At 59.0% G+C, this 26,918-nt stretch carries 26 protein-coding genes; 16 read left to right on the top strand and 10 right to left on the bottom strand.

Annotated features, from left to right (window positions below):
* Positions 1 to 50: 50 nt before the first annotated feature.
* Entirely contained in the window at positions 51 to 1,505 is a 1,455-nt protein-coding gene (locus SA339_06455; GenBank protein ID MDW5562852.1) for an SLC13 family permease, read from the bottom strand.
* Between the two features lie 94 nt (positions 1,506 to 1,599).
* Here SA339_06455 and SA339_06450 point away from each other — a divergent pair, with 94 nt between their 5' ends.
* The 4 genes from SA339_06450 to SA339_06435 all read left to right on the top strand — a co-directional run bounded on the left by SA339_06450 (position 1,600) and on the right by SA339_06435 (position 4,988).
* Entirely contained in the window at positions 1,600 to 2,724 is a 1,125-nt protein-coding gene (locus tag SA339_06450) for an aminotransferase class I/II-fold pyridoxal phosphate-dependent enzyme (protein MDW5562851.1), read from the top strand.
* A gap of 124 nt (positions 2,725 to 2,848) precedes the next feature.
* Complete coding sequence (locus SA339_06445; protein ID MDW5562850.1) at positions 2,849 to 3,430, top strand: hypothetical protein; 582 nt, start codon at positions 2,849 to 2,851, stop codon at positions 3,428 to 3,430.
* A gap of 58 nt (positions 3,431 to 3,488) precedes the next feature.
* Positions 3,489 to 4,637 carry an MFS transporter gene (locus tag SA339_06440; GenBank protein MDW5562849.1) on the top strand — a complete coding sequence of 383 codons (1,149 nt, stop codon included), beginning with the start codon at positions 3,489 to 3,491 and terminating at the stop codon, positions 4,635 to 4,637.
* Between the two features lie 33 nt (positions 4,638 to 4,670).
* A complete protein-coding gene (locus tag SA339_06435) occupies positions 4,671 to 4,988 on the top strand; it encodes a hypothetical protein (protein ID MDW5562848.1) in 318 nt (105 codons plus the stop codon).
* On the opposite strand, the gene SA339_06430 is transcribed toward SA339_06435, so the two are convergent.
* Entirely contained in the window at positions 4,989 to 5,378 is a 390-nt protein-coding gene (locus SA339_06430) for a hypothetical protein (GenBank protein ID MDW5562847.1), read from the bottom strand.
* Between the two features lie 167 nt (positions 5,379 to 5,545).
* Here SA339_06430 and mvk point away from each other — a divergent pair, with 167 nt between their 5' ends.
* Entirely contained in the window at positions 5,546 to 6,472 is a 927-nt protein-coding gene (gene mvk / locus SA339_06425; GenBank protein MDW5562846.1) for a mevalonate kinase, read from the top strand.
* A gap of 132 nt (positions 6,473 to 6,604) precedes the next feature.
* Here mvk and SA339_06420 read toward each other — a convergent pair whose 3' ends face one another.
* Genes SA339_06420 through SA339_06410 form a run of 3 tightly spaced genes read right to left on the bottom strand, consistent with a single transcriptional unit; the run spans position 6,605 to position 9,528 of the window.
* Positions 6,605 to 7,795 carry an NAD(P)/FAD-dependent oxidoreductase gene (locus SA339_06420; GenBank protein ID MDW5562845.1) on the bottom strand — a complete coding sequence of 397 codons (1,191 nt, stop codon included), beginning with the start codon at positions 7,793 to 7,795 and terminating at the stop codon, positions 6,605 to 6,607.
* Entirely contained in the window at positions 7,792 to 7,965 is a 174-nt protein-coding gene (locus SA339_06415) for a 4Fe-4S binding protein (GenBank protein ID MDW5562844.1), read from the bottom strand. The genes SA339_06420 and SA339_06415 overlap by 4 nt, the downstream gene beginning before the upstream one ends.
* A gap of 9 nt (positions 7,966 to 7,974) precedes the next feature.
* Positions 7,975 to 9,528: a radical SAM protein gene (locus SA339_06410; GenBank protein ID MDW5562843.1), complete on the bottom strand. Its 1,554-nt coding sequence runs from the start codon at positions 9,526 to 9,528 to the stop codon at positions 7,975 to 7,977.
* Between the two features lie 121 nt (positions 9,529 to 9,649).
* Here SA339_06410 and SA339_06405 point away from each other — a divergent pair, with 121 nt between their 5' ends.
* The 3 genes from SA339_06405 (at position 9,650) to SA339_06395 (ending at position 16,679) form a co-directional block, all read left to right on the top strand.
* The gene (locus tag SA339_06405; GenBank protein MDW5562842.1) at positions 9,650 to 10,357 is read left to right on the top strand and encodes a helix-turn-helix domain-containing protein; all 708 of its coding nucleotides are present in this window, start codon (positions 9,650 to 9,652) and stop codon (positions 10,355 to 10,357) included.
* A gap of 64 nt (positions 10,358 to 10,421) precedes the next feature.
* Positions 10,422 to 14,567, top strand: coding sequence for a lamin tail domain-containing protein (locus SA339_06400; protein MDW5562841.1), 4,146 nt, complete (start codon positions 10,422 to 10,424; stop codon positions 14,565 to 14,567).
* Between the two features lie 774 nt (positions 14,568 to 15,341).
* Complete coding sequence (locus SA339_06395) at positions 15,342 to 16,679, top strand: mechanosensitive ion channel family protein (GenBank protein MDW5562840.1); 1,338 nt, start codon at positions 15,342 to 15,344, stop codon at positions 16,677 to 16,679.
* Positions 16,680 to 16,718: 39 nt separating this feature from the next.
* Here the strand turns inward: SA339_06395 and SA339_06390 are convergent, their stop codons facing one another.
* The 5 genes from SA339_06390 to SA339_06370 form a co-directional block, all read right to left on the bottom strand.
* On the bottom strand, positions 16,719 to 17,987 hold the full coding sequence (locus tag SA339_06390; GenBank protein MDW5562839.1) for a cation:proton antiporter: 1,269 nt from the start codon (positions 17,985 to 17,987) through the stop codon (positions 16,719 to 16,721).
* Positions 17,988 to 18,098: 111 nt separating this feature from the next.
* Positions 18,099 to 19,361: a serine--tRNA ligase gene (serS, locus tag SA339_06385; protein ID MDW5562838.1), complete on the bottom strand. Its 1,263-nt coding sequence runs from the start codon at positions 19,359 to 19,361 to the stop codon at positions 18,099 to 18,101.
* 20 nt (positions 19,362 to 19,381) lie between these two features.
* Positions 19,382 to 19,666: a YhbY family RNA-binding protein gene (locus tag SA339_06380; GenBank protein ID MDW5562837.1), complete on the bottom strand. Its 285-nt coding sequence runs from the start codon at positions 19,664 to 19,666 to the stop codon at positions 19,382 to 19,384.
* A gap of 470 nt (positions 19,667 to 20,136) precedes the next feature.
* Positions 20,137 to 20,490 carry a hypothetical protein gene (locus SA339_06375; protein ID MDW5562836.1) on the bottom strand — a complete coding sequence of 118 codons (354 nt, stop codon included), beginning with the start codon at positions 20,488 to 20,490 and terminating at the stop codon, positions 20,137 to 20,139.
* Between the two features lie 55 nt (positions 20,491 to 20,545).
* Positions 20,546 to 20,926, bottom strand: a complete 381-nt coding sequence (locus SA339_06370) for a carboxymuconolactone decarboxylase family protein (protein MDW5562835.1) — start codon at positions 20,924 to 20,926, stop codon at positions 20,546 to 20,548.
* Between the two features lie 133 nt (positions 20,927 to 21,059).
* Between SA339_06370 and SA339_06365 the strand changes: the two genes are divergently transcribed.
* The 8 genes from SA339_06365 (at position 21,060) to SA339_06330 (ending at position 26,882) form a co-directional block, all read left to right on the top strand.
* Positions 21,060 to 21,407 (top strand): hypothetical protein, encoded by a 348-nt coding sequence (locus tag SA339_06365; GenBank protein MDW5562834.1) that lies wholly within the window; start codon positions 21,060 to 21,062, stop codon positions 21,405 to 21,407.
* Positions 21,408 to 21,536: 129 nt separating this feature from the next.
* Positions 21,537 to 22,034 (top strand): 50S ribosomal protein L16, encoded by a 498-nt coding sequence (locus tag SA339_06360; GenBank protein ID MDW5562833.1) that lies wholly within the window; start codon positions 21,537 to 21,539, stop codon positions 22,032 to 22,034.
* Positions 22,015 to 23,070: a diphthamide biosynthesis enzyme Dph2 gene (dph2, locus tag SA339_06355; protein ID MDW5562832.1), complete on the top strand. Its 1,056-nt coding sequence runs from the start codon at positions 22,015 to 22,017 to the stop codon at positions 23,068 to 23,070. Before SA339_06360 ends, dph2 begins: the two co-directional genes overlap by 20 nt.
* 154 nt (positions 23,071 to 23,224) lie before the next feature.
* Positions 23,225 to 23,995, top strand: a complete 771-nt coding sequence (locus SA339_06350) for a methanogen marker protein 4 (protein ID MDW5562831.1) — start codon at positions 23,225 to 23,227, stop codon at positions 23,993 to 23,995.
* A 616-nt stretch (positions 23,996 to 24,611) separates the two neighbouring features.
* Entirely contained in the window at positions 24,612 to 25,088 is a 477-nt protein-coding gene (locus tag SA339_06345; GenBank protein ID MDW5562830.1) for a 6-pyruvoyl tetrahydropterin synthase family protein, read from the top strand.
* Positions 25,085 to 25,771, top strand: a complete 687-nt coding sequence (queC, locus tag SA339_06340) for a 7-cyano-7-deazaguanine synthase QueC (GenBank protein MDW5562829.1) — start codon at positions 25,085 to 25,087, stop codon at positions 25,769 to 25,771. The genes SA339_06345 and queC overlap by 4 nt, the downstream gene beginning before the upstream one ends.
* Positions 25,768 to 26,397, top strand: coding sequence for a radical SAM protein (locus SA339_06335; GenBank protein MDW5562828.1), 630 nt, complete (start codon positions 25,768 to 25,770; stop codon positions 26,395 to 26,397). Before queC ends, SA339_06335 begins: the two co-directional genes overlap by 4 nt.
* A gap of 254 nt (positions 26,398 to 26,651) precedes the next feature.
* Positions 26,652 to 26,882: a hypothetical protein gene (locus SA339_06330; GenBank protein ID MDW5562827.1), complete on the top strand. Its 231-nt coding sequence runs from the start codon at positions 26,652 to 26,654 to the stop codon at positions 26,880 to 26,882.
* Positions 26,883 to 26,918: the final 36 nt, after the last annotated feature.

The raw sequence follows: 26,918 nt of genomic DNA, 5'->3' as shown, positions 1-26,918 counted from the left end.
TTCATATCGCCTCCTGCGCCCCCGTTATCGTTCTGCCAGGTCCATGGTCCTCAACCCAGGGAGACAAGGGCGAACACGATGAGCACGACCAGAAAGACTGCAGGTATGGTCACGATCAGTCCCGCCCTTGCCAGTTCTCGACGGGTGAAAAAGCCGGTGGAATAGGCAAGAGTAACGGGAGGGGTGCCCACAGGAGTGATGAACGATATGGAGGCGCATAACGCCGCTACGAGTACGAGGTACCTGGGATCCGCCCCGATGGCCGTGGACAGGCTGATGACGATGGGCACCATGATGGATACGGTAGCACTGTTGCTGAGCATGGTGCCCATAAGGATGGTGATGAAACCGACCAACAGCATCATGACGATGAGGCTTTGCCCGCCCGTCAGCTCGAACAGCAGTTGGGCGAACCACGCCGCGGTGCCGGTGGCATCCAGGGCATGGCCGATGGCCAGGCCGGCCCCGATGATGAGGAAAACTTCCCAGGAAATGCGGCGGGCATCGCTCCAGGCGATGGCTCGGGACGCGAAGAGGAGGAAGGCGGCCATCAAGGACACCATCGCCGCGCTGAGGAAGCCAGGGGTGAGCCCCAGGAGCTGGGTCGTCCACCCTCCGCCGATCCACAGGCCCACCGTTGGCATGAATATGGCCAGGGTGATGGCCTCCCTCTTGCTGACCGGCCCCATCCCCTTTAGCTCTTTGGCTATCGGCCCGAGGTCGATGTTGTCAGCGGACGGAGGGATGATTCTGGGGAGCAAGAGGTAGGTCAGCAGGAGGAGAGCGAGGCTTACCGCTCCCCCAACTGCAATCCAGTCGAGAAAGGTCCAGAGGGCGACCTGATTGAGCATCCCAAAGGCGATCGCGTTCACCGGGGACCCCACGATGGTGCTCATGCTGCCGAACGCGGTAGACATGCATATCCCGAGGAGGAACAGGGTGGCCACCTTGCGGTCGTTCCCCCTAGCTCGGTTGGCGATGTTTAAAACCACGGGCAGGAGGAGGGCCACCGTGGCGGTATTCGAGATCCACATGGATAGGGCGGCGGAGATCGCCATGAGAGCCACGAAGGTCCGCCGGAGGTCCCCACCGACCATGGTCACCAGGGTGTACGCTAACCGTTTATCCAAGCCGTTGACCCGGAAGGCCTCGGCGATGATCAGACCTCCTATCAGCAGGAAGACCACGGGGTCAGCGAACGAGGCCAGCGCTCCAGTGGGCGTGAAGATACCAAAGAAGACCAGCAGGACCGGGACTAGAAGGGCGGTCACTGCCAGGGGCAGGGCCCCGAAGGTCCACAGCAAGCTGACGCAGACGAAAACGGCGAGGGTGTACTTGATCCCCGACTCCAGGCCGATGGGGGCGAGTGCTATCGCGGCCATGGCCACGAACGGGAGGACGATGGTGATGAACGATACGGCTGGTCTGGGTAACCGGTCCAGGCAGAGATAGGACTCGGTGCAGGTTCTGATTTTCTCCTCGGCGCTCGTACCCTCTGCCGCCATCCTTTCCGATGGGGAATGGCCGTCGTCGACTTATCTGTTGTTATGGATGACTGGACCAAAAGGATAAAATGGCGAGAACGGTTCCTACGCCCTCATGGTCTCCAAGCGCGTTCTAGCGATAAAGCCATCGGGCATACGAGAGATTTTCGAGATGGCCACCAACGGGGCCATCAACCTGGGGCTGGGAGAACTGGATTTCGAGCCTCCCCAGGAGGCCAGGGACGCGTATAAGGAAGCCCTGGACCAGGACGGCAACCACTACGGCCCGACCAAAGGCATCGACCCTCTGCGAAAGCTGGTCGCAGGCAAGGTCCAGAAGTATAGAAAGGATATCACCATGGACAATGTGGTCATCACCGCTTCGGGTACCCAGGGCACCATGGCCACCTTCCAAACACTGTTCGATAAGGGAGATGAGGTCCTCATCCCTGAGCCTGGTTTCGTGCTATATGAGCCGGACAGCACTTTGGCCGAGGCTGTGCCGGTGCCCTATCCGCTCCGACACGAGGAACATTTCCAGCCGGACATCGAGGCCATCAAGGAGCGCATCACTCCACGGACCAAGGGCATTGTCGTCAACTCACCTTCCAACCCCACCGGCTCGGTGCTGAATCTGGAGAGCTTCAAAGCCATCAAAGACCTCGCCAGTGATCACGACCTCTGGATCATCTCCGACGAGGTCTATGAGGACTATATCTACCACGGCATGCACCATTCATTCAGCGAGGTCATCGAGCGCGCCGTGGTGCTTAACTCGTTCTCCAAGTCCTTTGCTGTACCTGGCTGGAGGATCGGGTTCCTGACCGCTCCGCTGGAGGTGGTGAACCACATCGCCAACATGCAGTATCACCTGGTAGCCTGCCCACCGACTCCGCCTCAGATCGCCCTGGCCAAGGCCTTCGGGGCACAAGAGGCGTTCGTCAAGACTGTGGTCCCCATCTTCAAGCGCCGCCGGAAGACGATGATCGACGGCCTCAACGAAATCGAGGGCTTCCATTGCCATCTACCCCAGGGAGCGTTCTATGCTTTCCCTGGATACAAGCAAAAGATCCCCTCCCGGGACCTCGCCCACAAGCTCGTGGCCAAAGGGGTCATATGTGCACCGGGGACCGCCTTCGGGGAGATGGGAGAGAACCATCTGAGGTTCTCCTACGCCGCCTCCGAGGAAAACATCACCAACGGGCTAGCGATCGTCAAGAAGGTTGTCGAGGGCCTGTAAGGCCGGTCTGGGCGTAAAGAGGAAATATATACGGGCATGTCCTTTATTCGAAATGCCGGCCACAGGGGACATGGGATGCGCCCATGCACCTCTGAATGCTCGCTTGGCATAGGGAGGATCCCATTTGAAATCCGAGTCCAAGAAGGCTAAACCCAATAGGAAGATGCCTGCCAGGGGCGAGAAGCCCGTCAAGGCAAAGCCGATCAAGAAAGAGGAAGAGGATCTACCCTCGTCCGAGGAGTTAGTGGAAGACCTGGACACCCTGGCCGAAGGCGTTATCTTCGGCAAGAACCAGAACCGCACCTATGCGCTGCGGGATGTCTGGTTCCCCAGCCTGATGGAGGTCATCAACGATAAGTCGGTCCCCCGCGAGTCGAGGGAGGAGATGCTCTTCCTGACCCTGACCAACGCGCTCTTGGACATGACCATGGACGTCGTCCCGGAGGACATGGCCTTGGCCTACGCCCGTAACCTGGACGATTACATCACCGTCACCATCGTTAACAGCAAATATGGGGTTGACCTGCTGAAGACCTTCCGCGAGGACTTCAAGGAGAAGGAGGGTGAGAACTTCGCCTCCGAGGAGAAGCTGGTCGCCGCCCTCAGCAAGTTCGAGGAGGAATGGTGGTCCACGCCCCGCGATGATCTCGACGGCAAGACTCCCAACGATGCCCTCGAAGAGATGGCCGAGAAATACGGCCTCTGATCTCCTTAGGTGAGGTGGGCCCCTGCGCCCCGAGTTCAGGTCGACACTGGTACTGTCAGTGGTCGCCTTCTTCGTGATGATGGGAGTATCCATCATCGCTCCGGTGCTGCCGTCCTACGGCCTCAGCTTCGGGGTGTCCCTGGCTCTGGTTGGCCTGCTGATCTCCGCCTTTGCGGTGGCCAGGGTCCTCCTGGACATCCCAGCAGGGTTGCTCAGCGCCCGCTACGGCATGAAGCGCCTCATGCTCCTAGGGCTGGCCACAATCGCAGTATCCTCATTGCTGGCAGGGGTGGCCGTCAACTACCCGATGCTCCTATGCGCCCGTATATTCGAGGGAGTCGGCTCCGCACTGTATACCACCACCTCGATCACCGCGGTAAGTCGGCTGGCGCCCCCTGCGTCACGGGGGGCGCACCTCTCATTCTATCTTTCGATGTTCCTTCTTGGCACTTCGTTCGGCCCGGCAGTGGGAGGTTTCGTATCCATCCGCTACGGCCTCAGCGCCCCGTTCATCGTGTACGGCATTTGCGCTGCAGCGTCATTCTTCCTCGTCCTCGGCATGATCCGGGAAGTGCGGCCGGAGCTCGCGAGGGTGGAAAAAATCTCCCTTCGCCAGCTGGGCCGACTGATGACCCGGTTCGATCTTCTTGCCATCAACCTGGCCACCTTTGCCATCTTCATCAACCGCCAGGGGATCCTCAACACCATAGTCCCGCTCTATGCTCAATATAACTTGGGCATGGACGAGGGATTTCTGGGCCTGGTCCTGACCCTCAGCGCGATCTGTAACCTGGTCATGATGGTCGTCGCCGGTCGGATGACCGACCGGTATGGTCGGAAACCCTTCCTTATGGGTGCCCTCCTCCTCTTGGCCGTGTTGATCCTCGCCCTTCCATTCACCCACGACCCTGTCGGTTTCACCGCTGTACTGATGGCCATGGGTCTCTCGGTTGGCCTCTCCGGCCCCATCGCGGCTTGGGTTGCGGACGTGACCGAACCTCGAGATCTGGGGGCGGCGATGGGTCTGTTCAGGACGGTGGGGGACCTGGGTTTCGTTATAGCTCCGGTCGCCCTGGCTTCCCTGGCCGGGAGCGCGGGGGAGAGCGTAGGTTTCGCCCCCTTCCTCCTGGCAGGGGGTGCGATACTGTTGCTATCCCTGCCCCTGCTAAGGGCCAGGGACCCCGCAGCCGCTCGCCGTAAAGATTGACTACATCATCAGTTCTATATCGACGTGAACCGGATGAAGCTGGAGATCCACACCTTCGATCCTGAACTGATCAACGCCCTCATGGGCAAACAGCCTGTGCTGGAAGGGGAGGTGCTGGAGCTGGGTAGCGATGCCTGCCTCATCTACGTTCGGACTTTCTCCGGCCGGGTGAAGCACTTCCCGTACATCCTCCATTTCGAAGTCGTGCTACTCAGCGAGGTGGGCGCCAGCTCCGTTTCCGCATGGCTCTTTCAGCACGTCGGGAGCCGCAACGTCGAAAGGGTCCTAGTGGACTACCAGGACACTAAGCTGGACATGGGCCGCATGATCGGCCTTTTGTGTCAGAGGTGATCAGGCGCCCCTGACCGTCGGCTCTTCGTCGTCAGTGAAAATGCTATCGACGATATTGGTCCTCAACTTCTTCCATAGATTCAGGTTGGAGCTGTGCCTGACCCTGGTCGACCTATGACTGCGGCGAGACATGATCTCCAGGTACTTAGAGTACCAATCGGTACTCTTCTCCGTGCTCAACTGCTCAGCTTTCTGACGCGATAGTGCATACTGCTTCACATCGCACAGCATGATCTCCCACACTCCCTCATCGTCGGTGTGGTTCACCATCTTCTGGACTTTGTCGACTCCCTGGTTATAATGCTGCAGGGCCTGGGCTTGGGTCTCGAATACTCTCCACTCCACCATCTCGCCGTTGAGGGTGGTCATAACTGCACATCTTTCTGACATCCCATATCTCTCCTTCTCTTGTTCCCCTTCCTATCTGTGGATGTGCATATATGAAGGTTCTCCGCTGATTCTCCAGATTACGGACCGAAGGGCCATTGTTATTGAGAAAAAAGCGGTGATCGGGCCATGAGAAACGGTTTAATGGGTGAAATGGGATGAGAGCGAGCATGTCCGTCGCCTCAGCCCCAGGAAAAGTGATCTTGCTGGGCGAACATGCCGTTGTGTTCGGCCGCCCGGCCATTGCCCTGGCCATCAATCTCAGGCTACGGTGCTCCATTCGCCCGTCCCAGGAATCTACCTTGAACGGTCAGCCCATGGATGAGCGGGCGGGGCCATATATCGCTGCTGTCCTCCGGCAGCACTGGACTGAAGGCCATGCGGCCATCGATATCGCTTCGGATCTGCCGTCCGGCTCGGGTCTCGGTTCGTCCGCCGCGGTCACCGTGGCCACCCTGGGAGCGATCAACGCTCGGAGGAACGGCATCGTCCCAGAGGACATCGCCCGGCACGCTTTCGACATCGAGTCCATTGTGCAGGGAAGGGCCAGTCCCATCGATACCTCCATCTCATCGCACGGGGGCGGCATATTTATAAGCGCAAGTAAGGACGAGAGCCTGCTGTGGGAGATAGCCCGCGATACCCGCCGATGGTTCATTCACGACTGTGAAGTGCCAAAGATGACCCTTGTGGTCGGGTTCACCGGGAACAAAGCGCCGACCGGTCCGCTGGTGGCGAAGGTCCGACGTTACGCTGAGAGGAGCGGTTTCGCCCGGGAAATCATCGACGAGATCGGCATGCTAACCATGGAGGGTCTGGGTCGCATGAGGGTCGGCGATGTCGAGGCCCTCGGCAGACTAATGACCAAGGACCACAACCTCCTGACCATCCTGGGTGTTTCTACACCAGCTTTGCAGAAGCTGGTGGACGCATCCCTGCCCTTTTCGTATGGCGCCAAGCTCACCGGGGCGGGGGGTGGGGGAAGCATGATCGCATTGACTGACGAGCCGGAGAAGGTCGCCGAGGCGATAAGATCTCGCGGGGGCACTCCGTTCATCGTACGCACTGGCGTGGACGGCGTGCGGGCCGAGGAATAGATCTGACAGATGGCTAGACTATCGATGCGTTCCTCTTGCAACAATAAATGGATCAAGTTGATCGGTTATTCCTTTACTTTTTTAAGATAGCAGAAATTTCTTTGTAAAAAAGAAAGAGAGGAGTTGAGGAGCTCAGATGAACTCCTCGAACTCCTTGACCAGCTCGGGGTGGTGCTCCTTGATGACCGCCAGCAATCCTTGGACGGACAGCTTGTCCACGCCATACTTGGAGAAGGTATGGACGACCTTGTCCAGCGTTTCGTCCGAGAGAGTGGTGAGCTTCTCCTTGGCCATCCAGTTGCGCCACTGCTTGTTCTCCAGCCGGTTCCTCCATGCCGTCTCGTACTCCTGAAGGGTGTTCATGGAGAGATCGTTCGCCTCCACACCCTTGGCCAGGACCTTTCCGGCGCACATGCCGGCGATGCAGCTGATGGAGATGCCACCGCCGGTGATGGGGTCAATCATCCTGGCGGCATCGCCGACGAGGATGAGGTTATCGACCGACACGGAGTCCAAGGGGGCGCAGATAGATACTGCACCAGCCACCGCCTCCAATGGCTGCCCCTTCTTCAGTCCAGGGTTCTTGGCGATGAACTTGTCGAGGTACATCTTGGGATCGGCGGGGTGCTTGACCTTGGATAGCTGCACCCCGATCCCGACGTTGGCGGTGTCCTCATTCTTGGGGAACACCCAGACATATCCACCGGGAGCCGCGGACCCGAGGGTAAACTCGCAATAATCCGGATCGTAGTCGATCCCGGTGAGGCGGTACTGGTAGCAGGTATCGATATCATCGGTCTTCAGGCTGGTGTCTATGCCCGCCCAGCGGCCGACCTGCGACTCGTAGCCGTCTGCGCCGACCACGCACTTCGCCCTGATCTCCAGCGGTTCACCGTAGGATTGAGCCATGATGCCGACGATCTTACCGTCCTCCTTTATCAGAGAGGTGGCAGAGGTCTTCAGCAGTATCTCGGTACCGGCACGGGCGGCATCGGCCGCGAGCGCTTTGTCGAAGAAGACCCGGTCCACGACCCAGCCGACCTCATTGCCGGCGTTCTTCTCGTCCACCAGGAAGGTATGCCCCGAGGGGGACACGATCTTCGCTCCGCGGACCTCGCGGGCGATCCACTTGGGGTCCACGGTGATGCCAACCTCGTCGATCCAGTGCTTGGATATTCCTTCGGCGCAGCGGACCGGGGAACCGATCTCCTGGCGCTTCTCGATCATCAGCACGTCCGCCCCGCCCTGGGCGGCCCACTTGGCAGTCATGCTTCCTGCCGGTCCAGCCCCGACAACAACAATGTCGGTCTCTATCTTTCTCATCTCTTCGCCTCCATGGTGATCGCGCCGACAGGACAGACCTTGACGCAGCGGCCGCAGCGGTTGCACTCCTCTCCGAACACCAACACCAGGTCGTTAAGGAAGATCGCGTTCTTGGGGCAGGAGCCAACGCAGGCTCCGCAATGATGACACTTCTCGATAGATACTAGCATCTGAATTCCTCAGGTGTACTCGTTTCCCTTGGTCTTTCTCCACTCCGCTAGAGGCACGGAGAACTTCTTCTCCACCTCGGTACGATAGGTCGGCCCACCGTTGTAAGCACAGAACGGTATGATCCTTCCGTCTGGCACCACATAGTGGATCACGCACCTTTTCACCCGCTCGATATCGTAATTGTAGTCGTCCTGGAAGTGCATCGAGGAGATGAGCATCATGCCCCAGGAGAACTTGGCCAGGCCTTCCTTTGTATTGTTGTTGAAGACGTTGGTCAGGACGTCCAGGAACTGAGAGGTGGTCAGTCCTTCCGGCATCTTGCTCTCGTCCAGATGATCCTTGAGGATCTTCCTTGCCTTCAGCAGGGAGAGCTTGGGGAACGTGGCATCTTCGGTCTTCACGGAGAGATCATATAGCTCGCGGAAGAGGCCCTCAACATCCACGAACTGGGTGAGAGGCATGACGGTCTTCTCATCCTTGACGAACCAGTAGGTAGCCATCCCGCAATGGGGGTGCGGAGTGAAGGTGACCTTTTGCTCCCCTAGCAGTGCAGACGCATAGGTGGAGATGGGTACCACGGTGGGCACTGGGTACCAGTCTTCCTCTTTGGCATACCCGGTCTGCTCCTTGATGTCTTTGATCAGATCTGGGATTGTGTAGCGGCCTTCCTCGCGTTCCTTCTGATCGATGCGGCCAGTGAAAGCCACGGGTTGGAAGTTCACGCCCCTGACGACATCGCTGTTCTTGATGGCGAAATGGATTATGTCCCCGATCTGGTGGTCGTTGAACCCCTTGACCAAGGTGGGAACTAGCACAATGGACGGACGATGGTCCTTCAGCTTTCGGACGTTCTCGATTGCTTTCACCTTCACATCCATCATTGGCTTCGCCCGGGTCCTCATGTAAATATCATCGGTGACTCCGTCGAACTGCAGGTAGATGGTGTTGAGCCCGGCCTCGGCGCACTTCTTGGCGAACTCTGGGTCCTCGGCCAGTTTGATACCATTGGTGGCGACCTGGATCTGGGCGAAATCAAGCTCTTTGGCCTTCCTGATGACATCGAAGAAGCGGGGATAGATGGTCGGCTCCCCGCCGGAGAACTGGACCGCTGTACAGGGGACCGGCCTCTCTGCCCTCAAGGTCTCCAGCATCTTGACGACCTCTTCATACGAAGGCTCGTAGACATAGCCGGCCTGATTGGCGTTGGCGAAGCAGATCGGACATCTGAGATTGCACCGGTTGGTCAGGTCAAGGTTGGCCAGAGCGGTGTGGCTGGTGTGCAAGTTGCACAGGCCGCAGTTATCCGGGCAGGTCTTGGCGTTTTGTATAAGGGCGTTGCTGACCCCGATCCCGTCGTAGGCGAACCTCTCCGCCTTCAGGTAGAGGTCGACGTTGGACCAATACACATCGGTGACCTTTCCGTGCTCGGGGCAGTTCTTCTCCATGAGGACCTTGCCCTCGGACTCGAAGACCCTCGCCGGCACGACCTTCTTGCACTCAGGGCACAGCGACAGTGTGTCCTTGGGCAATCCCTTCTTCAAAGCACTCTCCTTGGCAATCATACGAGTGTCATCCCGCTTTGCTCCACGATTCAACATGGGATAATTTAATACTATTGTAGCGCATAAAGCGACAACCGGGGACGTATTTATGATTTCACCTAGGCGGCCGGACAGCACTCAAATGGCCTTGGAACGAGAAGACATTCTGTCACTGCTGAGACGGACTGGCCTCTCAGACTACGAGGCCAAGGTGTATCTTGCTTTGGTCCTGCGCTCCCGTGGTACCGCCGAGGACGTCGCCGACACTGCGGACATCCCGAGAACGTCGGCGTATAAGGTGCTCGAGGCGCTGAAGACCAAGGGCTATGTGAACTCCCGGGGGGGCCGCCCGGTGGTGTTTCAACCTGTGCCTCCTCTGGAGATACGCGACCGCCTGGCTGCCGAGCTGGAGCGTGGCTTCACGTTACTCGATTCCCTGAGAGGGTCTCAGACCGAGAAGGGCAGCCCGCAACTGGTCTACACCATCTTGGGCAAGGAGAGTGTGATGGCTAAGATCGGCGAGATGATCGATATGGCCAAGGAACGCTTCTTCTTGTCCTCCCCAGACCTCACCGAGTTCAACAACTACTTTGCCGCCCGGTTCGCCCATGCCGTTAAGCGAGGGATCCACGTTACAGTGGTCGCGGAGCCCTCGGTCAAGGTACCTGAGGCTACCGAAGTAATCAGGAAAGCGGACCTGCTGGCCACCGACGTTATCATGGATTACGATGTCGCACTGATGGCCACCCCTGACCTGAGCATTTGCGGTTTCACCGATAACCCCTTCCTGGCGGCCCACCTCGATAATTTCTTCCAGATATCTCTGGACCGGCCGGAAGGGCGGAAATAATCGGTCCGGTGTAGCATGCAATTAACTCTCCCCCTTTTTAGCCCCGCCGTCGTGGCTCCCAGCGATGACGCCAAACAAGACGGGCACGAGCAGGTTCGCGAAGACGAGGGGCGACCGTAGGGGCCAGATGCCCTTCTCCGTAATTGCTGTCCTCCTCTTGGTAGTATCTTCGGCCAGCATCGCTCTCCTCTATGGGTTGGATGCCCAGAAGGGCTCGACGAGGATCCCCCAGGAGCGGCTGGAGGAGCTCAAGGCGGCCATGGATGATGCGGTCGAGAATGTCGTTCGCCTCGCCTACGCCAGTGCAGTGGATGCCGTCCGCGGCGCCGAGCAGTTCAACCGCACTGCTCTGCAGGAGCGTTTCCTCAATTCTCTGGACGAATCCCTGGCCCGTGCCTACCCGTCGGTCTCCGGCGATATACGGTCGTCGGTCACCCACCGCCTAGCCTTAACCTTCCTCATGGCCAGCTTACAGGAGGCCGTGGCCCAGGAGAAGGATCTAACCTGGCAGGGGTCGAGCGTGCCCGCTTACTTCGTCATCACCGGGAATTACTCCCTGGTAGTCGCCTGCCCAGAAGGGAACCTAACTCGAACGGTAGAGCTGGATCAGGACGTTTTCGTGCCCCTTCCTTTGCTCGCCTATAGGCTTGCTCGGATGACCGCCGCGGCAGCCCCTCTGGGGGAGATCGAGAGCGTCGTGCAATATGAGCTCGCCACCCTGGCCCAGGACCGGGTGCTGAGAGGCTACGGTTCCGAGGCCAAAACTGGGGCCAGGAGCACGGAGGTGATAATCACCCATGAGGATGTGGCCCGAGCAGTCAACCTGGCCGTGCTGCTCGAGGAGCTGAGGTACTTCCAGGACATGGGAGCGGTCGACAAGGATCTCGCTATCCTAGAGCCCCTGCTCTCCTCAGCGGAGGGTGCGATCGATCCTGCCGACCTGTTCCTCCGGTCATATCAGGAGGGCGGCATCGACCTGGCAGCTATCGTCGGCCAGGCTCTCTACGCCCGCGCCGATGTCATCGTCCTCAGATGGATGGATTACCTCGGTCTAATCGACCTTGTCAATATCGGCGAGGGCGCCCTGGAGATGGGGGAGGACAACCTATTCGGAGTTCTGGACGCCCTCACCGGCGGGGACCATGACCAGGCAGCTATGGTCGAGTACATCTCCGCAGCCATGGCCGAAGCGGGCATACAGGAGTACGACTATCGGTGGTACTGTTACGGAGGAGGGGATATCGTGGTCAGGCTACCCAGCTTCACTATCGAGTTCCACGATGACCTGGGGAACAGGGTTAGGCATACCTTCCAGGGGCAGTATGCCATCGACCTGCCGGGGGTTGACGTTCTGGCCTCACCAGTGTGGGGAGAGCTGCGGGAGGATTACCGCTCGGAAACATACTCAATGGCCCAGGCGATGAGGTCCTACATCGAGACCGTCGCCTACGGCGTCGCTTCCCACTGTCATCTTCCGTCGCTCACACTCAATCTAGACCCCGCCGACGGAAGGACGTATCTGGAGGAAATCGACGCCCAGCTGTCGGTCGCTTTCAAGGACGGTTCGGGTTGGATACGGCCAGCCATAGACAAGGCTAACGAGGTCAGGGACGTGCGGGAGGGCCTGGCCCAGGCGGCTATGGATTTCATCGAGCATCGGTGGATGGACCTCCTGGAGGTCAACCGGTCGCTGACCATGGGGGCGTGGGACCTCAGCGGGGTCTTGGTGGAGGAGCTTCGGGAGCTGCCCAACTTTTCCGAGGAGCGGCTCAGGACGGCTCGCAACATGACCTTCATGTCCCTCACCGGGGAGGCCTGGGGTGCACTGGACGCCTTCCGAGCCGCCCTGATGGAGAGCAGGATCGACCCCCTTCTGGCCAAGTTCGACCGGGGCCTCTCGCAGAAGACTGTTGACCCCGGCTGGCTGGTCCCCCTGGTAACTGAGGCCATGACCTCTACGACCGGGCTCGGTCTGATGACCGCTCTCCTGGTCAAGGACACCATGGGCCGTTTCGGGCACAGTATCGCTGCCCAGGGCGGGGCAATGGAGATCCCCGTCGCCGAAGGCGGGACGATCCTGGATCTGGCCGACGGACAGAGGAGGGTGGAACGCCTGTCCGTGTGCTCTCCGTCATTGGAACTGTCCGATAATGGCCGGGTCGGATCCCTTCAGGTGGCGGTCAAGATGCCATGGCAGTACGATCGCTCCAACACCTCCTACCCCAACCACCACGTTACTGACCTGGGCACCGACACTGCCACCCCCTACCTCACTCAATGGGAGGTCCGTTACCTGGGCGAGGTAGAAGTGGAGGCGCGCTCGGCCCTGACCGCCGTCGACCTGCCATGCTCGGCGGTCATTCCCCTGGAAGGAAGCTTTACCGTGGTAGCGTTCAGCGGATGGTCTCTGGAGGGAGTGGAGTACACCTCCACGGCCACCCTAAGGTCCGATGTACAGCACCTCCTGGCCGGGCTGTATGATATGCTGGCGTCGACCGCAGAGGCGATCGGTCACCTGTCGGAGGACATGTTCCTCTTTCTCTACCGGCTGATGAGCGATCTGCTCTCCTGCTCCACCGGCGCCATTGGAACCTTGAATGACATCCTGTCTTCGGGAACGGCCTCCCTGGAGGACATCATCACCGGGCACATCGGCAGGGCTATCGGACTACTTGCCGATGGGGCTTCGACGATCGTGGGTGGAACGTCGATCGCTCTTCACGTCCTCGGTCTAAGTCTGACTGTCGTATTCGCCCCTCAGGACTCGGCCCTCGCCGGGACCGAGGACCGGATGCGGATCGATCTTTCCCACTCCTTTGCCGGGGCGAGCGTGAGCTCCTCCCTGCGCGTCCTCCGCCTGCCCAGCGGTGAGCATACCATAGCCGTTTCCATGGACCTGGAGGCGAAAGACTGGTCGGTGGACCTGACCATCGACCCCCTGACCAAGGTGTACGAGCATCAGGTTGAGCTCAGGGGATACATGGGGACCTACACCCTAGAGCTGTACGCCCCAGTGGTGGAGAGGGTCCAGAAAGTCTCACTCTCCCTCAGCGACATCCCCGGTCTGGGTGAGGCGCTCAGGAGCATCCCCTCCCCTGTACCAGGCACCAAGTGGCACGTCGACGCCGGGATGGAGATGAGCTTCAACATACTGGGCCGGGACACCCTGATCATCAACGAGGTGGAACTGAACCCCCGGGGAGTGGACCGGTCGAGGGAGTGGGTGGAGCTGTACAACCCCTCCGGGCAGGCCATCGACCTCTCTGGATACGCCCTGGTGACCTCCCGCGGCGAGCCGCACCGCGAGGTCCTCAGCGGAATCGTCGCCGCCTACGGTCACTTCGTCCATCAGTTCACCGGGCAGGCCCTGGATAACGGGGACGTCAAAGGTTTCCCTCTGCAGGAGTCAGTGACCTTGCTGGACCGGAATGGCAAGAGGGTCGATGCAGCCCCATGGCTGAAGGACCTCGACGATGACGGAAGAACCTGGCAGCGAGTCTGCGATGGGGCCTCGCAATGGGAGCTGAGGGAAGGTTCCAGGGGTAGCTCCAATGGCTTCGCCCTGTTGGGCGAGCAGAACCTCGACGGCCTCCTGACGATGGCAGTTAAATGCTTCCAGGAAAGCTTCGAGGAGCATATGTCCACATCGTTGGACATGAATGTTCTGCGGGATATCATCGCCGGGGCGCTCCTGCGCTTGGAGGGCCTCTTGATGGACTCAGTGGAGAAGACGATATCCACCCTACGCTTCTACATAGATCTCGGTCTCGACGATCTGACGGGGACTGCGGGCGGGGGACTGACTATGGGACTGGAATACGACGGCAGGGCGGTCCGGGACTGCTTGGAATGGTTCATTTGCGCCATCGGTGAGGTCATGGACGATCCGCTCAACCCATTGGCGGCAGGAGCCCGGGCCCCGGTGCCGGTTAGCACCCTCGCCGACCACGCCTTTGTGCAGATGGGAGCATACATGAAAATCGGCACCCCCGACCTAATCAAGGGAATCATGGACGCCAAGGTCACTGTGTTGGGCACGATCAAGGTCAGCTTAGGAACCGTGGGTCTGGTGGAAGGAGGAAGCATCGCCATCAACTTCGGCCTGGTGGCTTCAGGTATGGCCGGGGAGAAGGTCAGCCTGGGAGTAGATCAGTCGGCGGGAGTGTGCTATGATGTGTGGTTGCTGAAAGGCTCTCTGCGGGCGGAGTAGGGCGCGGAGAGCCAGCACGCAATCACCATGACGGGACGGCCTGGATGGACGTATGCTCTGAGCAGAATGTATCTCTCGGCCAGGAAATAAAATGAGGCCGTATAAATGATGAAAGGATGAAAAAGGAACACGGTCGATAACGGGGATGCCTCTCCGTTCAGCAATGGAAGGTTTACGCTCTGGGATAGAAGTACTAATGCATTCGGGCTGCACAGAGAGGCCAGGTTAATTCAGATCCATTGCATTTAACGTTTTTCTATATGGCCAGATCGGCGGATATGCGTTCATGTTTGTAACGCTTTACTTCGAGGCTGATGAAGATGGGTTCAGCCCGAGAAGTATCATAGAAGGGTGCCGGCCACAGGGAGCTCGATGATAATTCTGTCACCAGGGATGGGATGCTCTTTGGTGCTCAGCCATGTTGCACCGAGGACCGGCGACCATTATATTTAGAGTAGCTTGTATATATATTATTCTATTTATTTATGGGTCATCTTTTCAACGATAGGTGTTAGATCATGTTTTCGATCTTGGTGGCATCGGGCGTCACGGGATTCGCTCGAATGATGACAAGGAACGATTTGAGCTTCTGGTGAAAAAAGAGAAAGGACGACCAATGGGGCCCTAAACCCTCCCAACATGCTCGCATCTGGACGGCATACAATAACTTGGAGAGCGGGCCGATCCTCCACGATCCAAGCACCAATGCCCGCGTCCAGAATAATTGACGACTGAACGAAAGTTCATTAATATTACCTGTGGATATGCGGGCTCATGGTCCTTGCGCCAGCCTTCCTGCCGTTCGAGGTAGGGGAAGTAGGGGATGTGCAGTGGATGAACAGCTACGGGTGGCCCATCCTGGCTCTGATCGGAGTGATCACCCTGTCGCTGTACCTGTGGTCGTACCTAAGCAAGCATTTCGAGATTTGGAAGGCTCACGAGGGCCGATACTTTGACTCTGAAGTCCTGGACTCCTCCCGGCGGATGGCCCTTATCTTTATCATATCTTTGCTGGCCATCTCCACATATGCCGTCGTCTCCCTGGTGCTTAAATGGACGGAGAACCCCGACTGGCCCGGCATCACCACCAATGTCTTCAAGGCCTTCGCTATTGTCATCATCTTCCTCGTAGCCCAGCTCTTGGTGTTGGTGCTCAGCCGGATTGCTCGCCGCAGCCGGGCCAACGCCGGGAGCCACAAGGCCATGCCCTCGGCCATGGAGTTCACTACCCTTCTTCTCAGCTACATCATATACATTGGCTCGATCGTCCTGGTCCTTCTGATCGCCATATCCATGTTCATGAGTCTGGACAAGCTGTTCAGCGACCTTGCTCAGTTCCTCAGCGCTAACGAGTCCAACATCATCGTCACCGTAGCCATAATCGTCGGCATCTATCTGGCCATCAAGGTCGAGGAGACGATCCTCGAGGACGTCAAGTTCCGCTCCAAGAAGTTCAATCCCCACGTCGTCGATCTCATGAGCTCGGCGATTCGGTACTCACTCATCATCATCGGCTTCCTCATCGTTCTCTTCAACATCTTTCTGATCCTCGGGATGGAGACCGTGGGGGTCCTCCTGGTAGTGGTCACCCTCATATTCATCTGCCTGGGGATCGCCCTTTCCTACTCTACGATACAGAATGTCGTGTCCGGCATCGCCTTGATGGATACCAGTCCGTTCGAGGTCGGCGACCGCATCCGCATCGTCGAGGGGATGATGTGTGACGTCATCGAGAAAGGTCTCGTCTTCACCAAGGTCAAGACGATGGACGGGGAGATAGTGGACGTGCCCAACAACGAGATCCTGCAGGGAAGGATCTACAACTACTCGAGGGCGCCGAACCATGCTATTAACGTGCCCATCAGGGTGTCCTTCGAGGTTCCCCATGAGAAGGTGGAGAGCTTCATCAAGGAGGCGATCTCCGACATCGAAGGCATAGTCAAGGAGCCCAAGCCCACCATCCGGGCTGAGGAGATCCAGGGTCCCAACATCCTTTATGACATCATCGTCTACACCAAGGACGTGGAGAAGGACCCCACCGTGCGCTCCCAGATAATCACCAGGGTCCAAGAGGTGTTCCAGACCGAGGGACACAAGGTCATCCTGAGCTAGGTAAATGGCACTTGGGCCAGGGCGAGGCGCTCTCCTCCTTCATTGGTGCTGGGCCCCGACCCGCTCTACCTCGGCGGGCTCACCGTTCGGGCACTCCCCGTACTTCCTGCGGAACGCCCAGGTGAGGAGGAAGGGTGCGACGATGGTTGTGGCCATGGACATGAACACCACGACGGAGAACAGGTTCTGGCTTACGACACCCATGCCCAGTCCGATGGTCGCCACGATTATGCCCACCTCTCCCCGGGGGACCATGCCCACGCCGATGATGTTGGCTGATCCCCGGCCCAGCTTTAACGAGCCGAGACTACAGCCGATGTACTTGGTGACGATCGCCAGCAGGGTGATGGCCACCGCGATCAGAAGAACATCGCTGAAGGAGGATAGGCTCACCGACATGCCGACGAAGAGGAAGAAGAATGGGACCAGGAAGGCATTGATGGGCTTGAAGTCCTCGTCGCACGGCCACTTGTCCTTGAACTCGGCGAAGGCCATGCCCGCCAGGAACGCGCCGATGATGGCAGCCAGGCCGACAAGGGAAGCGGCATAGGACAATACGAGACAAATAATGATGGCCAGGGGCAGGGCGGTAATGGTAAACTTCCGCTTCTTGACGCACACCGTGCTGTCGTCTGTCACCGGGACACTCTTGCCGTTGACACGCTTCCTGGCATTGGGCAGCACTATGGAGCCGAAGAAGATCACCAGCAGGACGAAGGCGATTCCCGTGGCCGACACCAATACGATGTCCAATATGCCGTTGGAACCCCCGTTGGCGATGCCTACGACGATGGCCAGGACGATCATGCCCAGAACATCGTCTATGACTGCCGCTCCAATGATCACGCGGGACTCGATGGAGCGGGTGAGGTCCATATCCTTGATCACCCGGGCGGTGATGCCGACGCTCGTGGCGACCATGGCCGCGCCGATGAACATGGCCTCGGTTTGCAGATGACCGAGGCCGAGGATCAGGGCGAAACCGGCGAAGAATGGTATTATCACGCCCAGAACGGCGACCAAGGTGGCTGTCCGCCCGACCTTCCGAAGCTCCGAGAACGGCGTTTCCAGGCCCACCGCGAACAGCAGGAAGATGACTCCCAGTTCGCTGAGGATCTCGAACAGGGACATATCTAGGTCCAAACTCAACCATTGGAACAGGACGGTATTTGCCACGATGATCCCCGCCGCTATCTCGCCGATGACCGAGGAGATCCCGAACCTCTCACATATTAGCCCGCCGACCTTGGCCAGAGCGAACAGCACAAGGATCTGCAGCAGGACCGTCCCCATCGACATGCCGTCCATAATGCGTCCCCTTGCGGAACGATAGGAGCTTATTTAATGAGTATGGCCGGGATAGTCGGCTAAGGGAAAATGAAAAAGCAGGCGGGTGATGGCCCGCCAATACAAAGGCATCTACTCGATCAGTTCCTGCCCCTGCATATATGGGCGCAGGACCTTGGGGATAGTAATGGTGCCGTCCTTGTTCTGATAATTCTCCATGACCGCCACCATAGTCCTCGGGAGTGCCACCCCCGAACCGTTCAGGGTGTGCACAAACTCGCTCTTCAAATGCGGTTCCGGCCGATACTTAATGCGGGCCCGCCGAGCCTGGAAGTCGGTGAAGCAGGAGCACGAGGACACCTCCAGCCACTGCCCCTGACCGGGTGCGTACGCCTCCAGGTCGTATGTCTTGGCGCTGGCGAAGCCCATGTCTCCAGTGCACAGCAGCAGGACGCGGTACGGTAGCTCCAGGCCCTGCAGCACCGCCTCAGCGTCGTTCCTCAGGACTTCAAGGTCCTGGAACGAGGTCTCCGGGAACACGAACTTGACCAGCTCGACCTTGTTGAACTGGTGAACACGGATGATGCCCCGGGTATCGGCGTTCCTGCCCGCCTCTCGGCGGAACGAAGGCAGGTAGGCAGTGTATGCGATGGGCAACTGGTTCTTCTCGAAGATCTCGTCCTGGTGCAGATTGGTGACCGGCACCTCGGCGGTGGGGTTCAGCCACAGGTCGTCACGTTCACACCAATACATGTCCTCCTTCATCTTGGGGTATTGGCCTGTACCGATGACCGCACCCTTGTTGACGATGGCGGGCGGGAAGATCTCGGTATAGCCCTGCCCGTGGTGGAGGTCCAGCATGAACTGGGTGAGCGCACGGTCCAACCTAGCGCCGTCCCCCTTGAGAACGAAGAACCCGCTGCCGGTAATCTTAGCGCCTCGGACGAAATCGATAATGTCCAGCTCCTCCCCGAGCTCGAAGTGCTTCTTGGGGGTGAAGTCGAAGTTGCGGTCCCTTCCCCAGGTCCTCATGATCACATTGTCGGCGGAGTCCTTACCCACCGGCACGGTGACGTCAGGGACGTTGGGAATGTTCAGAACGACCTCCGCCCGTGCGGCTTCCAGTTCCAGCACGGAAGCGTCGATCTGTTTGATCCTCTCCGATACCTGGCGCATCTCGGCGATGATCTTCTGCTTCTCCTCCCCCTTTAACTTGGGCACCGCCTCGGAGGCCCGGTTCCGCTCGTACTTCAGGCGGTTGCCTTCGTCAATGAGCTTTCGCCATTCCCCGTCGATGCGCAGGAATTCGTCCAAAAGCTGCTCTGAATAGTTACGGTTCCGCAGGGACGCGCGCACCCTTTCCGGGTCATTGCGAATGAGATCGATATCTAGCATGGCCAGTCATCTTTATGGCGTCAATGCGCTTTGTCATCAAAAAGACTTGCCTCACTGAGCAGGACGGTGAAACCCCTGGTCTCCACGACCTTGGCCCCTGTTCTCGCCGCTAGCTCCTCGGCCACCTCGTCCTTGTTCTGGTCTGCCGCGGGAAGGACCCTGACCTTGATCAGTTTGGCCCTTTTCAGCTGGACCTTGACCTCCTCCACTATTCCCTCGGTGAGGCCCTCCTTTCCCACGTGTACCGTCGGATCGATCTCCGACCCCATCTTTACCAGTTCTTTCTTCGTCTTCTTCGTTGGCACGCTCGACACCTCTCTTCTCGCTCAGGTACGGCACCCGTCGGACATAGCCACAGGCCAGGCAATGCACGCTGATCCGGCACGATCGCAAGCGGACCCGGCAGTTGTGTCCGGGCACCAGGGCGATCATGCACTCATGGCAGTACAGTCGTTCCTTGAGCATGCGGGTGTTGGTCCGCATGCCTATGGAGCAGGCCAGGGAAACATACCTCCGGCTGCGCTCCTGATGACCTTCCTTGGCCTCAAGGGCAGCAAGGTCCATGAGCCGGGCCATCCGGCGCCGGGCTATGCCCCTGGCCTCCCTGTTAGATATCCTCTTCTTGACCATTGACCGACCTTGCCGACAGAGCAGGAGAGGGGGATGGCCATGAAATAGGTTTCGCCCCCTTGAGGAAGCTGGTAGTCTTCGCCCATCATCGGGCCATAGAGGTTGCCTTAGACCGATGCCTGAGCATCGACATCGAGGTCGGCCCTCAGCCGAGCTGCATCGGAGCGACTCCCAGGCCCTCGTAGGTTAAGATCATCACTGGAAGCTCGCCCATGGTGTAAACTCGCTCGGTGATCTCGTCGTAATCATCTTCAGGCACCACTACGCCGACGTAGTAACCGTCGTCAGAGGCCTCGAAATACTGAATCACAGCATCCGGCCTCCTCCAGCTCTCCTCGGTCTCCAGGAACTCGAAGCCCACCAGATGTCCTCGTTCCCTAAGCGTCAGCAGTCCCCAAACCCCGTCTATGAGGTCGTCCTCTATCGACAGATCGGGATTGGCGTTGGTGAGCATCGCCACCCTCGACCTGATCATCCGTTGGATGTCCACCGGTCCCATCGATGCAGGTTTTCGAGCAGGGGGTAGAAAAAACCTCGCTTGCCCGTGCCGGCTTTTAGCTCTGTTCGTCGAGCTTCCTGAACGCCACCGACTGCGCCTTGGTCATGGACATGAAGGAGGCGATCATGATGACCTCGATGAGCTCCTCCCTAGTGGCGCCTGTCTTCAGGGCTCGGGGAAGGTGGACGTTCAGGCAGAACTCGCTTCCTAGGGCCACGCTTGCCGCCACCGCGGCGATCTCCATCTCCTTGGAGCTCAGGTACTGTGGTTCCAGCAGGAGCCTTTTAGATAGGTCGGTGAACGGCAGGAACAGGTCCGGGCTTGCCGCGAGAACCTCCGACACCAGCGGCACCTCTCCATATACCTCAGCCATCCTCTTCAACCGCCTTTTTATCTCCGCTTCGACCTCTGGACTGCATCCCTCCGGCCCTGACATGAGGGCGATATGGTTGTTCGAAATAAAGAGCGAACATCCCATTTTTCATTGTTCAAGAATTACAAGAATCGCGATAGATAACAATGCAATGAATTATATCGTTAGATAGCGATTCGGCGCACCAGGGATGGAAATGGATGCACTCACAGCTTCAGGTGTGATGAACGACGAGTATGCGGCGCGAATTCTGGTCTGGTCGATCGATAAGCCGAGGACGGCGTCGGATATGAGCGAGAACCTGGGGATTCCGATCTCCGCTTGCTATAATAGGATCCGGATGCTCGAGAACCTTGGCCTGCTCCGGTGCGCGGACATGAAGCTGTCCGCGTCCGGTAAGCGCATCGCCGTTTATCAGTCCATGCTGCGCAAGGCGTCGATATTTATGGAAAGAGGCGAGGTCAGGGTCAAGCTCGAGCTGATCGACGGAAAGGTCGAGGATTTGTCCCTCGTCAGCGAGAAGCCAATGATCACCAAGAGTTAGCCAGAAGGTTTCCTTTTTCTTCCTGGTGGCCTGGGGTGGGCCACCAGTTATAAATACAAAAACAATAATGAACCCAACCTTCAAATCGTATCTCACAGGTGAACCTTTATGTCGCGCAAGCCCGGAAGAATGTACCGTCAGATAAGGGGCCAGGCCTACACTCGCAGGGAGTATATGGGCGGAGTACCAGCCCCACGCATCAACACCTTCGATCTTGGCACCACCAACGGGGACTTCCCCATCGTCATGAATCTCAAGTTCAAGGAGCCCTGCCAGGTAAGGCATACTTCTCTTGAGGCGGCCCGTATCGCGGCCAACCGTGCCCTGTCTAAGGGCACCACCACGGCGTCCTTCCACCTCAAGATCAGGCTCTATCCGCACATCGTGCTCCGGGAGCACAAGATGGCGACCGGCGCCGGTGCGGACCGTGTGTCCGGTGGGATGAGGGCGGCCTTCGGTAAGGCTGTCGGCACCGCCGCCCGGGTCCAGGGCGGCACCACCGTCATGACCATCCGAGTCACCCAGCAGGCGTTCAACGTGGCCAAGGAGGCCATGTGGAAGGCGTCCATGAAGCTCCCCTCCCCCTGCTACCTCGACATCGAGAAGGGTGCCGAGTTGGTGTCCTAAACGATTTAACCTAACCTTTTCCTGTTTTTACCCCAACGGAGGAAAGCGTCTGTACGACTTCAGGCTGGAAGAGGTCGCCGCCTGGATCAGGGCGGTCGGCGCGCGCACGATCGCCCTGCAGATGCCAGAGGGATTGAAGGTCCACGCTCAATCCATCGCTCGCGAGCTAGAGGCCACGACCGGAGCATCCATCCTCATCGTGGGCGATCCTTGCTACGGCGCTTGCGATTACACCGTCCGGTTCCGCGACTACGCCGACGCCCTTGTCCAGTTCGGGCATTCCGAGATACCGTCGATGCCTAAGGACGACCGCGTGCTTTTCGTCGAGATCTTTGTGAATATCGACATCACTGGCCTGCTTGAACAGGCCCTTCCGAAGCTCAAGGGTCGCATCGGCCTCCTGACCACGGTCCAACATGTGGGCATGCTATCTGGAGTCAGGGAATGGCTGGAGGCGCATGGCAAGGAGGTGCGCATCGGCCGGGGGGACGCTCGCATCAAGTTCGAAGGCCAGGTCCTCGGCTGCAACATAACCTCCGTGTCCTCGATCATGGACGGGGTGGACCAGTTCATGTACCTCGGCAGCGGCAATTTCCATCCTCTCAGCGTGGCCATCGAGTCCGACCGTCCGGTATTGATCATCGACCCCCTTATGAACGAGGTGCGGGAGATCGGCGACCTCAAGGATCGCATCATGCGGCAACGGTTCGCCGCCATTACCCGGGCGACCGAGGCCAACCGGTTCCTCATTCTTGTGTCTACCAAGGTCGGGCAGATCAGGATGGAGCGGGCCCAGGAACTGAAGCGCAAGGCCGAGGCCCATGGGAAGGCAGCGGAGATCGTGCTGCTCGAGGAGTTCCATCCCGATCGTCTTCTCCCATATCACGCCGATGCATACGTATCCACGGCCTGCCCCCGCATAGCCATCGATGATTACCTCCGCTACAGCAGGCCCATCCTTACGCCCGTGGAGTTCGAGATCGCCCTGGGCGAGAGACAGTGGTCGGACTACCGCACAGACATGATCCTGGGCTGATCACAGAGTGGGTGATGCCCACCCTGACATCCCAATGCGGCGTGGTTATTCCATAACACTTATCTCATCCCCGGTCCCGCCCCCGCTCTCCGACGATATCAGCCGAGCAGTTGAGGGGGAGAAATATTAATCTGCTCCGGGTGATGACCGGCGGATGATCACCTCAGACCTCGTGCTGTCCCGGGCCAGAGACCTCAGGATGCACATCGGCATCGGGGCTGGCAAGGACGAGGCCAAGGTAATTAAGAGCCGGGAGGAGGCGCTCAGGTTGGGCCTGGGCGAGGTGACGCTCTATCGCGATCCCATGGAGATGGCGAGAGACCTATCTGCCGGCCGTATTGACGCGGCGGTGCGAGGGGACATGGGTTCGAATGAGGCCATGGCTGCGGTCCGCTCGGTCTTCGACGTTCCCAAGGTCCTGCGGGCCGCCTTCCTCGAGCCGGTCGGAGGTAGGATGTTCCTCCTCGCCCCGGTGGGCATCGACGAGGGATGGACGGTAGAGGAGAAGGTCGAGATGGCCAGGCTCTCGGTTAGAACGATAATGCCCATTGTCCCCCGCCCGGTGGTCGGCATCATGTCCGGCGGCCGGAGCTCCGATCGAGGGCGCATGGCCGCAGTGGACCGCACCATCGATGCCGCCGCCGGGGCGATCGATGCGCTGGTCCGCGAGGGTATAGACGCCCGTGACGTTCAGATCCTCATCGAGGACGCCGCCCGGGTGTGCGATGTGATTGTCGCTCCGGATGGCATCTCCGGCAACCTGATCTTCCGCACGCTGCACTTCCTGGGCGGAGGGAAGGCCCTGGGCGCACCTGTGCTCAACATCGACCAGCCGTACATCGATACCTCCAGAGCTAAGGCGAGCTATGCGGACTCCATCGCCCTGGCATCGGTCCTGGCCTCGAGGAACATGCACCGAACCTAGGCCGGACGGTGATGCACGGGTTTTTAGGTTCACCTGCGCTAAGCTCCGTAACTTCGGCGATCATCGTGCGCAACCGGTTCATCATGGGCCCGCCTATTTTCTGCCAACCCGGTCATCGATAACTCCCCTGTATCCGAACGTCGCCGGCTATTGATGGACGGACGAACCAGTCCGCTGCTATTAAGGGACGCTCATGTCCGCCGTGACCGTCGTCCTCTGGACGCTCCTCCCGTATGCATCGGAATGCGCGTTCATCACCGACCTGACGGCTGCGGGATGCTGTCAAAGGGCGCAGAGATCCACAACGGCGCGGGTCTCGTCCGCTGCTCTCATCCAACGAACGGGCGGCCGCTCGACCGCCACGCCCATAGTATGAGAAGCGTTACCGTCTATAACCGAAGAGCTCAGGGAGGCCGCCACTAATGTCCAAGGTAGGCAAGTGCCCGGCATGCAATCTCGTCCCTTGAGCCCTTTATCGTCCGGAGCGATCTGTGACTTACTGGCCCCCGATCGGCGAACGTACGTTCTCGATGAAAACGATCCCTCGCTTCGGGACGACGGCCAGAGATAAGGGGAAGGTGTAAATGCTAAAAAGCGAGATACCTGTCCGATACATATGAGAATCGAGATCGACGGCGAGTACTCGGGCATCAAGTTCTCTGCTTCCCATTTTATACCTGGCCACGACAAGTGCGGAAGGCTCCACGGGCACAGCTATACTCTGCACCTCGTACTCTACGGCGAGAAGGCCGATGACGGCATGGTCATGGACTTCGTGGACCTGAAGAAGGCGCTGAAGAAGATCGTGGACGAGCTTGACCACCGTGTTCTGCTGCCGTCACGCTCCAAGAGCGTATCGATCAAGCGGGGCCGTGAGGTCGAGGTGATGGTGGGGCCCAAGCGATATGTGTTCCCCAATGAGGACGTGGCTATCCTGGACCTCTCCCAGACCAGCGCCGAGGAGCTGGCCGAGCTCATCGTGAATCGCCTCATCAAGCTGCTGGACCTGCCCCCGAATGTCTCGATCGTAGAGATCGGCCTGGACGAGGAGAGGGGGCAGACTGCGTGGGTCAAGCGAGAGGTGGGAGATTGAGCAAAGCCGTCGTTCTGCTGTCCGGAGGTCTTGACTCCACCACCACCATGGCCTACGCCATCTCCAAGGGCTACGAGGTCGTTCCTCTGACCATCAGCTACGGTCAGCGGCACTCCCGGGAGCTGAACTCGGCCCGGGCGGTGTCCGAACATTATAGGGTCAAGAGGCATGTCATGACCCAGTTGGACCTCAGCTTCCTGACCACCAGCGCGCTGACCTCGAAGACCGTCGACGTTCCTCGACGAGCCTCCCTGGAAGGCGTCCCTGATGACATCCCGGTGACCTATGTGCCGGCGAGAAATATTATCATGCTCAGCTTGGCCGCTGGCCTGGCCGAGACGGAGGGCGCGGAAGCTATCTTCATCGGCGCGAACGCTGTCGACTACTCTGGCTATCCAGACTGCCGCCCGGAGTTCATGCAAGCCTTCCAGCACGTGCTGGGGGTCGGGACCAAGGCCGGCGTGGAAGGCCGCCCGATCCGCATCGAGGCTCCCATCCTCAGTATGAGCAAGGGGCAGATAGTCGCCCTGGCCAAGAAGCTGGATGCTCCCCTGCACCTGACCTGGTCGTGCTACCAAGGGGGAGAGAAGGCTTGCGGGCACTGTGACTCCTGCCTCCTACGCTTAAAGGGGTTCGAGGAAGCGGGGGTCAAGGATCCTATATCGTACGAGGCCTCGGAATGAGGATCTGCGAGATCTTCTATTCCCTGCAAGGGGAGGGGGTGCTCATGGGTACGCCCACCACCTTCGTGCGTACAGTCGGCTGCAACCTTGATTGCTCGTGGTGCGATACGAAGTATGCCCGGCAGGGCGGGGAGGAGATGACGGTTGACGAGGTCTTCGAAAGGGTAGAGCGCAAGGGCGTGCCCTTCGTCAGCCTTACCGGGGGGGAGCCCCTCCTGCAGGAGGACATCTATCGCCTCATCAACCTCCTCATCGACAATGAGTACCACGTGACCCTCGAGACCAACGGCTCGCTCCCGCTGGAGAGCCTGCCTAACTCCGAGGACATAATGATCTCTATGGACGTCAAGTGCCCCAGCTCAGGGATGGCCGATCGCACCCTGATGGACAACCTAGAGTTCCTCTCTCCCCATGACCAGGCCAAATTCGTCATCGCCGACCGGGTGGACTATCTGTTCGCCCGCAAGGTGCTGAGAGAGCATGAGGTCAACGCTCCGGCGATCTTCACCCCGGTGGGGGGCACGACCCTCAAGCCGCTGGCAGAGTGGGTGCTGGCCGACCGGCTGATGGTTCGGGTCATGCCCCAGCTACACAAGATCATCTGGGGAGAGAAGCGGGGTGTGTGAACCGACCTGTGGGATCGGTGCACCAGTAAGGTCGGTGACATCGATATCCCATCCATGACGATGGGTTCGGCGGAGGTCCGGGTGCTCGGCGGTCGTCGCGATCGCCGCAGCAATTGTAGTAATCGCATCGGTGCTCACCTCCCCCGGCCGCGTCAGGTGAGGGGACTCCCAGCAGCGGACACTGCGAAGGGGATCGCTAGTTCGGGTCGACGATCGCACCCGCCACCTCGTGTCGTCCATATCCATGTACTTTGGTGTCGACAGCTCGAACAACCTATTCCATCGTCTCTCTTGCGTCCAGTCCCAGGGTCCTGACACTGGGTGATGGCAGTTCGAGCGTGGATTGGCGGGGGAGCGAACAGCTCGTGGAGAGGGGTGAGCGCATCGATATCGCCGTCTCGTTCGACGGAAAGCGCTTCGTCGCCATCCCAGCGTCTGGCCTTTGGAGCGTGACCTATTGCCAGGCCGCCTTCCAGGCTCGATGAGTTTGCTATCGACGTGAAGGAAGGATTTATAAGCGC

The sequence above is a fragment of the Methanomassiliicoccus sp. genome (genome assembly GCA_033485155.1).
GTDB lineage: Archaea > Thermoplasmatota > Thermoplasmata > Methanomassiliicoccales > Methanomassiliicoccaceae > UBA6.
The sequence above is the reverse complement of the archived record's forward strand: the minus strand, read 5'-3'. Positions and strand labels throughout refer to the sequence as shown.